This window comes from Sutcliffiella sp. FSL R7-0096, assembly GCF_038595065.1.
Taxonomy (GTDB): domain Bacteria; phylum Bacillota; class Bacilli; order Bacillales; family Bacillaceae_I; genus Sutcliffiella_A.
In genome coordinates, this window is the sequence record NZ_CP152003.1 from 42,356 (window position 1) to 54,602 (window position 12,247).

The window sequence follows — 12,247 nt, forward strand, 5'->3', positions numbered from 1 at the left end:
AGGAAAGGGACGTTCAGCATTGAAAATATCAACCGATCTCAGAACAAGTGTAGATAAAGGAAGAGTGGATTCAAGAGGCGGCAACACCTCTAACATTGCCTTTGGTGGGGTCATGCAAAAGCACTCCAATAAATTGCATTCCGAGCAACTTCAACGGTTAATGAAGGATATTGAAATGGTAGGGGACCGTTTGGGTAATTCACGTTCTTTTCAGGACTTGGCAAAATATAAGACGCTAGTAAAGCGTTTTATGGAAGAAGCGGTTGAATTTGGGATGGAGTTGAACCAGTCCCACCATTGGACACATGATGGACAGTCCAGACATCTTCATGTGGTGAAGCAGGTTGATGAAGCGCTGATCGATTTAACCGACAAGGTAATGAATCAAGAGGAACCAAGAATAAACATATTGAGCAGTATTGGTGAGATAAAAGGACTGCTCATCAATTTATATATGTAAGTTAGTGAGTGATGATGGTGATTAAAAGTTGGTCTGATCTACAAAGCCAGCCTACTGTTGCAAGGATTGTTACAAATAGTTTAGAGCGGAACAGGATTGCTCATGCTTATTTGTTGGACGGAATGAAGGGCACAGGAAAGAAAGAGGTCAGCTACCTTTTTGCAAAAAGTCTGTTATGCAAGGACCGAAAAGGGGTCAATCCTTGTCAGGCCTGTTCTAATTGTAAGCGGATAGATTCTCGCAACCACCCGGATGTACATGTACTTGAGCCGGATGGGAATTCTATAAAAAAGCAACAGATTCAATTTTTGCAAGAGGAATTCACTAAAACAGGCTTGGAGTCTAAGAGAAAGATATATATTATCGAGCATGCAGATAAAATGACCACAAATGCTGCCAACAGTCTGCTGAAGTTTCTTGAGGAACCGAACCAGGAAACGTTCGCATTCCTGCTGACAGAAAACGTCAATCAGATGCTGAACACCATCATTTCAAGGTGCCAACCCCTTTCGTTTCGGGCTTTAACGTCAGAAGGCCTAGTAGATAAGCTGATGGCAGAAGATATTCCGCTTCCATTGGCAAAGTCTGCTGCGTCCCTGACAAACAGTTTAGAGGAAGCAGTAGAATTATGTCGAGATGATTGGTTTGCGCTTGCTAGAAATTTAGTGATAAAATTGTATGAAGCGATATTTAATCGTCCTCAAGCATCATTGTTATTTATACAAGAAAAATGGATGCCCCATTTTTCCGATAGAAAACAACTCGAGATAGGTTTAGATTTAATGCTATTCATTTATAAAGATATGCTCTATGCTCAGTTATCCAAAGAGGAGCAGATGGTGTTTGTCGATGAAAAGGAATTTATCCAAAAGTTGGCTCTCCAGACGACTCAACAACGAGTGACCGAGCATTTATCCTATATATTACAAAGCAAGTCTCGGTTAGCATCGAATGTGAATCCGCACCTTCTCATGGAACAATTAGCGTTAAACTTGCAGGAGGGATATTAGTTTGTATGAAGTAGTGGGAGTTCGTTTTAAAAAAGCAGGGAAAATATACTATTTTGACCCAAATGGGCTTGATATAAAGGATAATGAGTTTGTCATTGTCGAAACGGTAAGAGGCGTGGAGTTTGGAAAAGCTGTCATCGGTCAAAAGAAAGTCGACGAAAATGATGTCGTACTCCCGTTGAAAAAAGTGCTCCGTATTGCTGATCAAAAAGATCGTCTTATTGTGGATGAAAATAAAAAGGCGGCAAAAGAAGCGTTTGATGTTTGTTTTACAAAAGTGAACGACCATGGTTTGGATATGAAGCTGGTGGATGTGGAGTATACATTCGATCGGAATAAAATCATTTTCTACTTCACCGCAGATGGGCGAGTGGACTTCAGGGAGCTTGTAAAGGACCTTGCTTCCATTTTTCGCACCAGGATCGAACTCAGACAAATCGGTGTCCGCGATGAAGCAAAACTTTTAGGCGGTATCGGCCCATGTGGGCGCATGTTGTGCTGCTCCACATTCCTGGGTGATTTTGAACCGGTATCCATCAAGATGGCAAAGGATCAAAACCTGTCACTGAACCCTTCCAAGATCTCCGGGTTATGTGGCCGTTTGATGTGTTGCCTGAAGTATGAAAATGATGAATACGAGTCCGCTAAAGAGCAATTACCGGATCTTGATGAAGTAATCAAAACACCGAACGGAGTAGGACGTGTGGTCGGATTGAACCTCCTGGAACGCGTGCTGCAAGTGGAGTTATCCGGAAAAGACCGAGTGGTGGAGTATTCTCTAGATGAATTACTCCAAGAAGGAGCCGTTTCGCAAGCCACAGATTAAGAGGTGGAAAACTTGGACAAGAAGGAAATATTTGATTCTGTCAGCAATATGGAAGAACAGATTGGACATTTATATAAACAGCTTGGCGATTTAAAGGAGCACCTAGCCCTTATTATCGAAGAGAACAACAGTGTGCTGGTGGAAAATAGCCATCTCCGTAAGCGTCTCGAACAGATGACGAAAGTAGAGGAGCAAGCTTCCACCAAACAGAAGCACAAGAAAAAACAGCAGGAGCAAAACAAGCAAATCGATGTGGGGGAGGGCTATGATAACTTAGCCAGGCTGTACCAGGAAGGATTTCATATTTGCAACCTGAATTTCGGCAGCCCGCGAAAAGAAGGGGACTGTATGTTTTGCTTGTCTTTCCTAAATAAAAAGTAAGAAGTCGCTTTTCCGTTAATCGGATGGCGGCTTTTTGTTTTGGGCCATCGTAATGCGGTTGACTTCCATTCCAGGCGCTTCGCTTTCCGCGGGCGGTCCGGGAGTCTCCTCACAACTGCGGAGTCTCCCATGTCCCTTCCTCCTGCAGGACAAGGAAGGATTTCGGCAGCACATTTCATCGCACGAAGAAAATGGGCTAGCATTTTCGAAGAGTCTGCGCGCCTTCCATTCCAGTCAACTAAAGCTCTCATTCTGCGAAGTAAATTACTCCCTTCTTATGTTTTTCGCAGGGATTACGTTATAATAGGAAAAGATTATGGTACGAAAGGGTTTTGTCAGATGGTAGATCTTATAGGTGATGAGCGGCTCGATTATTTATTGGCGGAGAATTTACGGATCATACAGAGCCCATCCGTCTTTTCTTTCTCCTTAGATGCCGTTCTTTTGGCACAGTTTGCGTATGTTCCAATTCAAAAGGGCAATATTATCGATTTATGTACAGGCAATGGGATTATCCCTTTATTATTAAGCAAAAGGACAAAAGGTTCCATAACGGGTGTGGAGATCCAAGAACGCCTTGCTAACATGGCGAAAAGAAGCATTGACTATAATGGGTTGACAGATCGTTTGAGTATTATGAACATGGATCTAAAGGACCTGCCCGCCCTGATCGGAAACAAGAAGTACGATGTGGTGACATGCAATCCCCCTTATTTTCCGTTGACAGAGAACGAAGAGAAAATAAATAGTAATAGGCACTACGCGATAGCAAGGCATGAGATAGAATGTACATTAGAAGATGTAGTCCGTGTTAGCAGCCATGCTGCTAAGCAGGGTGGAAAGGTGGCATTTGTTCATCGTCCAGGCCGCCTACTCGATATCATCACGTTAATGAGAAAATATCGCCTAGAGCCGAAGCGCTTGCAATTCGTCCATTCCAAACTCGGCAAGCCGGCCAATACCCTACTGATCGAAGGCATAAAGGACGGAAACCCAGACCTAAAGATCCTTCCACCACTGCTTGTATACGATGAGAACGGCGAATACACCCCAGAAGTAAGGAAAATGCTCTTTGGAGAAGAGTAAACAGAAGTAAACGAAATAACATAAGTAGCCTAAAATAAATGAGGGATCCAACATGGAATTATGGCAACAAAACAGTTTTTCAGAATCATATACACAAGGAAGGCTATATCTGATCCCAACACCTATAGGTAATTTGGAGGATATCACCTACAGATCACTTAGAATGTTGAAGGAAGTAGATTACATAGCAGCAGAGGATACAAGGCAAACAAAAAAACTATGTAATTATTTTGATATAGCAACACCGCTTATCAGTTATCATGAACATAACAAAGAACAGAGTGGAAGAAAAATAATTGACCTCTTAAAAGATGGGAAGGACATCGGCCTTGTTAGCGATGCGGGAATGCCATCCATATCAGACCCTGGTTATGAAATAGTAGTGGAAGCACTTGAGGAAAAGCTTTATGTGATACCACTGCCAGGAGCAAATGCTGCCCTAACGGCTTTGATCGCTTCCGGTCTGGTCTCACAGCCGTTTTATTTCTACGGCTTTCTTGATCGACAGAAAAAAGAAAAGAAAAAAGAGCTAGAGCGGCTTAAAAAGCTTACGGATACATTTATCCTTTACGAATCTCCCCACCGATTGAAGGATACACTCAGTTTAATGGTTGAGATTCTTGGGAACCGGTCGATTGTCGTTAGCCGGGAGCTCACAAAAAAATTCGAAGAGTTCACAAGGGGAAATATCTCTGACGTGCTGGCTCTCTATGAAGAGCAAGGGATCAAAGGGGAATGTTGCATTATAATAGAAGGAAGTAGTGAAGAAGCCAAAGAAGATGAAGAAGCCTGGTGGAAAGACCTTTCCCTTTTAGAGCATGTGCAACAAGTAATGGACACAGAAGGCTGCTCCTCCAAAGAAGCCATCAAACAAGTATCGAAAGAACGAAATATACCCAAGCGAGATGTGTACCAAGCATTTCACGTTGAATAATAATTTAGTTTTTGCAAGTCTCTCTGAAGATAGAAACCAGTGCTTATTAGACTAAGCGCTGGTTTTTTGTGTGAAGTGAGTGTACAGAGGGTGGGGATGCAGATGAAGACAATCTGGCAGTGAGATTTCAGATGAAAGTGTCTTCATCTCGTGGAAGTAAAAATTATCCCACACAGCTTTCTTTATAATGAGTTTAAGCTAAATTAACAAAAAAAAGAGGGTGCCGCAGCGCCCTCTTTTGTGTGTCATATAATTATTTTGTTTGCAAGTTGTTTTGGATTTCTTGGATGATTTTTTCTGCACCTTCACGGCTTAAGATGATTTTTCCATCAGCAAGTGTAAGGTTGTTGTCAGAAACTTCACCAGTTACTTGGCAAGTCATGTTTGGCTTGTATTTTTTCAAGATGATCTTTTCGTCATCTACGTAGATTTCTAAAGCATCTTTCTCAGCGATTCCTAAAGTTCTGCGAAGCTCGATAGGAATAACCACGCGGCCTAACTCGTCAACTTTACGTACAATACCAGTAGATTTCATAAGAAAAATACCCCTCTCTCAAATTAAAATTATTTAATATTAATAATCTATCATTTTCGTCATTATTCGACAAATCTAACGTGATTTAATCATAACAATATTTACAAAATCCGTCAACATTATGTTTGAAAATATTTGTATTTCTTTTAAAAAATGTATTCCAAAAGCGGAAAAATCGCTCTGTAATAAGGGTTCACTGGAATAAGGGCTTGGTTAACACTTACAATAAATTACTAATTTTCAATAGAATACAAGTATTATTATAATCATTATTCGACAAAATTCAACTGTTGTTTCGACAAATTTTTCGACAAATGTCGATTTGAAGGATGATGGATTAAAAGTGGAATGGAATTGGGAGGGGACGAGAAAAAGTTTTTGTTCAATCCTTAACAATACCGGCCCAAACCATGTATAATAGGTATAAAAAATAGGTTATGATGTTGATATATATAATTTTAGAAGTAAACGCTGATCGCTCTCGTCCATCGGGCGGGAGTTTTCTACTTTTATATGTTTCGATTATAGGGAGGTAATTTTTGATGGTAGCCGATAAAAAAACTTTTTACATTACAACACCTATCTATTATCCGAGTGGTAATTTACATATTGGCCATGCATATACGACAGTGGCAGGGGATGCGATGGCCCGTTACAAACGATTAAAAGGGTATGACGTGATGTACTTGACAGGTACAGACGAGCATGGCCAGAAAATCCAGCGTAAAGCGGAAGAAAAAGGTGTCACTCCTCAAAGCTACGTAGATGATATTGTTTCGGGAATCAAAGACTTATGGGAGAAGCTTGACATTTCCTATGATGATTTCATTCGCACAACGGAAAATCGCCATAAAGAAGTGGTGGAAAAGATATTTAAGCAATTGCTTGATCAAGGGGACATCTATCTTGATGAATACGAAGGCTGGTATTCTGTACCGGATGAAACCTACTATCGTGAGCACCAACTGGTCGACCCGATTAAGGAGAACGGCAAGGTAGTAGGTGGAAAGAGTCCAGACAGTGGACATCCGGTGGAATTGGTAAGGGAGCAATCCTACTTTTTCCGCATGGGCAAGTATGTGGACCGTCTGCTTCAGTATTATGAGGAAAACCCTGAGTTCATCCAGCCGGAATCCCGCAAAAACGAAATGGTCAACAATTTCATCAAGCCTGGTCTTGAAGATCTTGCTGTATCCAGAACTTCCTTCGATTGGGGTGTCAAGGTACCTGGAGATCCTAGGCATGTTATTTATGTTTGGATTGATGCGTTGTCCAACTACATCACAGCACTTGGATATGGGACAGATAATGACGAGAAATACATGAAATACTGGCCAGCGGATGTTCATTTGGTAGGGAAAGAGATTGTCCGTTTCCACACTATTTATTGGCCGATCATGCTGATGGCGTTGGATCTGCCATTACCGAAGAAAGTCTTTGCACATGGTTGGTTGCTCATGAAGGACGGCAAGATGTCCAAATCAAAAGGAAATGTAGTGGATCCTGTTACCCTTATTGATCGTTATGGTCTTGATGCACTGAGATATTACCTGTTAAGGGAAGTTCCATTTGGAGCGGATGGCGTCTTTACCCCGGAAGGGTTTGTGGAAAGAGTGAACTTTGACTTGGCCAACGACCTTGGGAACCTGTTGAACAGAACGGTCGCCATGATTGATAAATATTTCGGTGGAGAGGTTCCTGTTTATAATGGGAAGGTGACAGAGTTTGATCAGACGCTAAGTGAGCTTGCGGTAAATACGGTTCAACAGTATGAGAATGCGATGGAGAACATGGAGTTTTCCGTAGCGCTATCCTCTATCTGGCAACTTGTAAGCAGAACGAATAAATATATAGATGAAACACAACCATGGGTGCTGGCGAAAAGTGAAGATACCAATGAACAATTGGCTTCTGTTATGGCCCATCTGGCAGAATCATTGCGTTTCATCGGAATCCTCTTGAAGCCGTTCCTGACAAGAACACCTGGAAAGATATTCGCACAACTTGGTGTGGATGACTCACTTGCAACATGGGAAAGCTTATCAAGCTTCGGGCAGATCCCTGCTAGTACGAAAACGGTGAAAGCAGACCCTATTTTCCCTCGTCTTGATGTAAAAGAAGAGGTGGAGCATATCAAACAAGTGATGCAACCAACTGCTCCTGCTGAAAAAGCGGAAGAAAAAGTGGTCGAAGAGGCGCCGCCAACATCCGAAGAAATTACATTTGATGATTTTATGAAAATAGATTTACGTGTTGCAGAAGTGACGCATTGTGAGCCAGTGAAAAAAGCAGATAAGCTTTTAAAACTTCAGTTAAATCTTGGCTATGAAAAGAGACAGGTGGTTTCCGGAATTGCCAAGTTCTACAAGCCGGAAGAGCTGGTAGGAAAGCGTGTCATTTGCGTGACGAACTTGAAGCCTGTTAAACTTCGTGGAGAGCTTTCAGAAGGTATGATCCTTGCAGGAGAAAAGGATGGAGTGCTGTCCTTGGCCTCGGTTGATGCGTCCTTGCCGTTAGGGGCAAAAGTAAAGTAATTAGTTTTTCGATAAAATATTTTTTATAAAGGAAGAGGTGTTTCACGTGTAACAACGGGTTGCACCTCTTTGTTTCTTTATCGATATATTATTGGTTAATATTATTTTGAGAAAATCATTGATGGAGCATAAAAAATATAGTAGGAGTGTTACATATGTTATTTGATACACATGTCCATTTGAATGCGGATCAGTATGAGGAAGATCTGCAGGAAGTAATTGATAGAGCTCGTCAGGATAAAGTAGACAACATGGTAGTGGTAGGATTTGATCGTAAAACGATAAACCGGGCAATGGAACTTGTGGAGAAGTATGATTTCCTTTATGCGGCTGTGGGTTGGCATCCTGTTGATGCGATAGACATGACAGATGAGGATTTGGCTTGGATCGAAGACCTTGCTTCTCATGAGAAGGTCGTGGCAATCGGGGAGATGGGCCTTGATTATCATTGGGATAAATCACCGAAAGATGTGCAAAAGGAAGTATTCCGAAAGCAAATCCGTCTGGCAAAAAAAGTAAAGCTGCCAATTGTCATTCATAACAGGGATGCGACGGCTGATGTGGTGGAAATCCTGAAGGAAGAAGAGGCGAAGGAAGTAGGAGGCATCATGCATTGCTTCACTGGAAGCTTGGAAGTGGCAAAGGAATGTATGGAGATGAATTTCTACATATCATTTGGAGGACCGGTCACCTTCAAAAATGCAAAAAAGCCGAAAGAAGTAGTCAAAGAAATTCCAATGGATAAACTTCTGATTGAAACGGATTGCCCTTATTTGACACCTCACCCATACCGAGGAAAAAGAAACGAACCGGCATATGTTCGTCTGGTTGCAGAACAGGTAGCGGAACTAAAAAAAGTAACGATAGAGGAAGTAGCAGAAAAAACAACAGCAAATGCTAAGAAATTATTCGGCATAAACTGACAAAGAAACATGTCAAAAATCGCTGATACTTGTCCAAATTCGAGTGAAAACAAATAAGTTCTACCCATCTTCTTCTCTTCATAGGATAATCTTGTCGATAGTTTTCACTTCCCTTTTGTGAGAATTTTCCGCATAATAGACATTACGGTCGAGCCGATGGAAAGGGTTGACAAGTTACATAACTGTCTATATAATCCATTCGAGGAGAAGGAGGCGTTTTTTTACATGTTAGATAGCATGAAAAAACTGTTTTCTGGTTCGTTGAGTAAGACGAAACTGGCGATGGTTATTACTAGTTTCATAGTCTTTTCAACTATACTTGGCTTTGGTGTCTTCCATGGCACGAAGGCTGCTGTAACAGTGAATGTGGACGGTGAGGAAGTCACGGTGCGCACACACGCAAAAACTGTAGCGGATATTCTGAAAGAGCTGGACATTACAGTCCATCCCGAGGATCGACTGGAACCTTCAAAGGATACCGTGGTCAGTGACGCCATGCAGATTGTCTGGGATCCGGCGAAAGAAGTGAAACTTGTCATTGATGATAAGGAGCGCTCCATCTTTACGACAGCAGAGACAGTACAAGAATTCTTAGCAGAAGAAGATATAGATATACAAGAGCACGATAAGGTAAGTCACAGTTTTAATACCCCAATCAAGGATGATTTAGTCATTGCCATCGATAAGGCATTTGAAGTTACCTTGAATGTAGGGGGGGAAAAGCAACAAGTATGGTCTACTTCGACTACGGTCGCTGACTTTTTAGAACAGCACGATATCACAGTAAATGATCTTGACCGAGTGGAGCCTAGTCTAGAAGAATTGGTAGCAAAAGATTCTGTAGTAAATATTACTAGAGTTGAAAAAGTCACCGATGTAGTGGAAGAGCCTATTGAATTTGGAGTTGTAACAAAAAATGATGATTCCCTCGATAAGGGGAAGGAGCAAGTGGTCCAGCAAGGTGAAGAAGGGACTGTTGCGAATCATTATGAAGTCATTTTAGAAAATGGCAAAGAAGTGTCCCGTGAATTGGTGAAAACAGAGACGGTGAAAGAATCCTTGGATCGCATCGTTGCTGTCGGAACAAAAGCTCCGCCACCACCACAACCAAAACCTCAACAGGTTGTATCACGTAGCACGGAATCAAGCTCTAATGAGTTTTATGTTTCTTCAACGGCATACACAGCATACTGTAACGGATGCAGTGGTGTCACAAGCACGGGAATTAATTTGCGATCTAACCCGGGAGCAAAAGTGATTGCAGTAGATCCTAGTGTCATTCCTTTAGGTACAAAAGTGTATGTGGAAGGCTATGGTTATGCTGTTGCTGGAGATACCGGTGGTGCTATCAAGGGGCACAAGATCGACGTATTCTTCTCGGATAAAGATGCTGCTTATCGTTGGGGAAGGAAAAAAGTGAAAATCAAAATTTTGGACTAATTTGATGGATGACTCAGCAGGGGTTTTTTTAAGCCTCTGCTTTTTTCTGTTAGGCTCTTTTCTCAAAGATTGTTGCTATTCACCAGTAAAAAGTCGGCAATCGGACTTTTTTCTGCTTACATACTCTAAAATATGCATGTAGTACATTTAGTCTCTACAAATACGAAATGGCGACAAAGTTAACGAAAATAGCCTTCTGTTAAAATAAATATTAGTCAAGAAAGACAAAATAAAGTAGAATACATACTATTGTTTGTAATTCCATTTCATTTCAATAATTAGACGTTTATCATAGACGAAAAGTTTCACCCTTTTGGAGGAAAAAATGAAAATAAAAGAAATTATCGTGGTGGAAGGAAAAGATGATACAGTAGCTATAAAAAGGGCTGTGGATGCGGATACCATTGAAACAGGCGGTTCTGCCATCAACGAGGAGATTTTAAGCCGAATCAAGCATGCGCAGGATACAAGAGGGGTCATCGTATTCACAGATCCTGATTATCCAGGTGAAAAGATCCGCCATACGATCAGACAAGCCATTCCAGGCTGTAAGCATGCCTTCCTGCCAAAAGATAAAGCGCGCGGTAAAAATGGAAAAGGAATCGGCGTAGAGCATGCCACAGTGAAGGACATTCAAGAAGCGCTTGAAGGACTGCATCAGGAATATGAGCAGGAAACAGAAGAAATCCCGTTTGAAGCGCTTGTTTACTATGGATTGGTTGCAGGACCTGCGGCGAAAAGTAGAAGAGAGCGACTCGGCACGGAGCTTAATATAGGTTATACAAATGGAAAACAGTTGCAGAAGCGCCTGCAGATGTTCCATATTTCTTTGGATAGATTGAAACAAGCGATAACGAAAATAGATCAGGAGGAGCAATAAATGCATAAAGATATTGCCACACCGAAAAGAACGAAGGAAATACTGGATAAGTACGGCTTCTCTTTTAAAAAGAGCTTAGGGCAGAACTTTCTCATAGACACCAACATCCTGCGCAATATCGTGGAATATGGGGAGGTATCGGAAAAGACCGCGGCGATTGAAATAGGGCCGGGGATCGGTGCGTTGACCGAGCAGATTGCCAAAAGGGCCGGTAAAGTTTTTGCTTTTGAAATAGATCAAAGGCTCCTGCCGATTCTAGAAGACACCCTATCTCCCTATGACAACGTTACTGTCATCCACAAAGATATCCTGAAGGCGGATGTAACCGAGCTGATCGGGGAAGAGTTGAAGGCATATGAGGATGTAAGAGTGGTTGCCAATCTTCCATATTACGTTACTACCCCAATTATCATGAAGCTGTTGCAGGAAGGTTTGCCGCTTACAAGCATTACCGTCATGCTTCAAAAAGAAGTGGCAGAGCGGATGGCAGCGAAGCCTGGATCCAAGGAATACGGGTCCCTGTCCATTGCCGTACAGTATTATACGAAAGCGGAAACGGTGATGATCGTCCCGAAAACGGTCTTTGTCCCACAACCGAATGTTGACTCTGCTGTCATTCGTTTAATTGTACGCGACGAGCCGCCTGTAAGCGTAAAGGATGAGGAATTCTTCTTTGAAGTGGTCCGCGCAAGCTTTGGACAAAGAAGAAAGACGATCCTGAACAATCTTACCAGCCATCTGCCGGACGGCAAGGCGAAAAAACAGGCTATAGAAGCGGCGCTTGCCAATAGCTCCATCGATCCAAAAAGACGTGGAGAGACTCTTTCCATTGAGGAGTTCGGTGCATTGAGTGATGAACTATATACGGTGTTTAAAGCGGAAACGGCCTGATAGTGGGCCGTTTTTTTGTTGTTCGGGACTTAATGGGGCGGATTTGTCTGTTTTTGGTGTCCTGCGTTTTCTTTACTATCGTTGAAGATGATGAAGACCTTTCCGGTGGAGTAATTTTCACCAAAGGGTCTTGATATTGGTGATGAAGACACTTTTGATGGGGAAATCACCTCTATAATGTCTTCATTAACAAGATGAGGCACTTTCAATAGAAAAATCACCCTTAAACTGTCTTTGGACACTGGCCGATGAGGAAAATGCCTGTGTTTTGGCTGTGAAAAAGTGGTTCGGACATTTCGTTTCTTTGATTGGACAATTGAAGCTGTCATTTCTAGAGGTTCGGACAA

12 protein-coding genes are annotated in these 12,247 nt (G+C 42.0%); 11 read left to right on the top strand and 1 reads right to left on the bottom strand.

Annotated features, from left to right (window positions below; all coding sequences use genetic code 11):
- The first annotated feature begins 19 nt into the window (after window positions 1-19).
- The 6 genes from MKY77_RS00210 to rsmI all read left to right on the top strand — a co-directional run bounded on the left by MKY77_RS00210 (window position 20) and on the right by rsmI (window position 4,697).
- Window positions 20-460, top strand: coding sequence for a YaaR family protein (locus tag MKY77_RS00210; RefSeq protein WP_339148284.1), 441 nt, complete (start codon window positions 20-22; stop codon window positions 458-460).
- Window positions 461-477: 17 nt separating this feature from the next.
- Complete coding sequence (holB, locus tag MKY77_RS00215; RefSeq protein ID WP_339149919.1) at window positions 478-1,470, top strand: DNA polymerase III subunit delta'; 993 nt, start codon at window positions 478-480, stop codon at window positions 1,468-1,470.
- 1 nt (window position 1,471) lies between these two features.
- Window positions 1,472-2,296, top strand: a complete 825-nt coding sequence (locus MKY77_RS00220; RefSeq protein ID WP_237665375.1) for a stage 0 sporulation family protein — start codon at window positions 1,472-1,474, stop codon at window positions 2,294-2,296.
- Window positions 2,297-2,308: 12 nt separating this feature from the next.
- Window positions 2,309-2,677, top strand: a complete 369-nt coding sequence (gene yabA, locus MKY77_RS00225; RefSeq protein ID WP_339148285.1) for a DNA replication initiation control protein YabA — start codon at window positions 2,309-2,311, stop codon at window positions 2,675-2,677.
- Between the two features lie 339 nt (window positions 2,678-3,016).
- On the top strand, window positions 3,017-3,763 hold the full coding sequence (locus tag MKY77_RS00230) for a tRNA1(Val) (adenine(37)-N6)-methyltransferase (RefSeq protein WP_339148286.1): 747 nt from the start codon (window positions 3,017-3,019) through the stop codon (window positions 3,761-3,763).
- A gap of 52 nt (window positions 3,764-3,815) precedes the next feature.
- Window positions 3,816-4,697: a 16S rRNA (cytidine(1402)-2'-O)-methyltransferase gene (gene rsmI / locus MKY77_RS00235; RefSeq protein WP_339148287.1), complete on the top strand. Its 882-nt coding sequence runs from the start codon at window positions 3,816-3,818 to the stop codon at window positions 4,695-4,697.
- A gap of 253 nt (window positions 4,698-4,950) precedes the next feature.
- Here rsmI and MKY77_RS00240 read toward each other — a convergent pair whose 3' ends face one another.
- The gene (locus MKY77_RS00240; protein WP_064097636.1) at window positions 4,951-5,232 is read right to left on the bottom strand and encodes an AbrB/MazE/SpoVT family DNA-binding domain-containing protein; all 282 of its coding nucleotides are present in this window, start codon (window positions 5,230-5,232) and stop codon (window positions 4,951-4,953) included.
- Window positions 5,233-5,774: 542 nt separating this feature from the next.
- Here MKY77_RS00240 and metG point away from each other — a divergent pair.
- From metG to rsmA, 5 genes are all read left to right on the top strand, one after another.
- Window positions 5,775-7,766: a methionine--tRNA ligase gene (gene metG / locus MKY77_RS00245; protein ID WP_339148288.1), complete on the top strand. Its 1,992-nt coding sequence runs from the start codon at window positions 5,775-5,777 to the stop codon at window positions 7,764-7,766.
- Between the two features lie 155 nt (window positions 7,767-7,921).
- Entirely contained in the window at window positions 7,922-8,689 is a 768-nt protein-coding gene (locus MKY77_RS00250; RefSeq protein ID WP_339148289.1) for a TatD family hydrolase, read from the top strand.
- A gap of 225 nt (window positions 8,690-8,914) precedes the next feature.
- Complete coding sequence (locus tag MKY77_RS00255; RefSeq protein ID WP_339148290.1) at window positions 8,915-10,129, top strand: ubiquitin-like domain-containing protein; 1,215 nt, start codon at window positions 8,915-8,917, stop codon at window positions 10,127-10,129.
- Window positions 10,130-10,454: 325 nt separating this feature from the next.
- Complete coding sequence (rnmV, locus tag MKY77_RS00260) at window positions 10,455-11,009, top strand: ribonuclease M5 (RefSeq protein WP_339148292.1); 555 nt, start codon at window positions 10,455-10,457, stop codon at window positions 11,007-11,009.
- The gene (rsmA, locus tag MKY77_RS00265; RefSeq protein ID WP_339148294.1) at window positions 11,010-11,900 is read left to right on the top strand and encodes a 16S rRNA (adenine(1518)-N(6)/adenine(1519)-N(6))-dimethyltransferase RsmA; all 891 of its coding nucleotides are present in this window, start codon (window positions 11,010-11,012) and stop codon (window positions 11,898-11,900) included. It begins immediately after the preceding gene.
- The last annotated feature ends 347 nt before the right edge of the window (window positions 11,901-12,247 follow it).

Coding starts and splice junctions, on each gene's coding strand:
- rsmI (WP_339148287.1), top strand. CDS start 3,816: ATGGAATTATGGCAACAAAACAGTTTTTCAGAATCATATACACAAGGA.
- rnmV (WP_339148292.1), top strand. CDS start 10,455: ATGAAAATAAAAGAAATTATCGTGGTGGAAGGAAAAGATGATACAGTA.
- MKY77_RS00250 (WP_339148289.1), top strand. CDS start 7,922: ATGTTATTTGATACACATGTCCATTTGAATGCGGATCAGTATGAGGAA.
- rsmA (WP_339148294.1), top strand. CDS start 11,010: ATGCATAAAGATATTGCCACACCGAAAAGAACGAAGGAAATACTGGAT.
- metG (WP_339148288.1), top strand. CDS start 5,775: ATGGTAGCCGATAAAAAAACTTTTTACATTACAACACCTATCTATTAT.
- MKY77_RS00230 (WP_339148286.1), top strand. CDS start 3,017: ATGGTAGATCTTATAGGTGATGAGCGGCTCGATTATTTATTGGCGGAG.
- MKY77_RS00255 (WP_339148290.1), top strand. CDS start 8,915: ATGTTAGATAGCATGAAAAAACTGTTTTCTGGTTCGTTGAGTAAGACG.
- MKY77_RS00240 (WP_064097636.1), bottom strand. CDS start 5,232: ATGAAATCTACTGGTATTGTACGTAAAGTTGACGAGTTAGGCCGCGTG.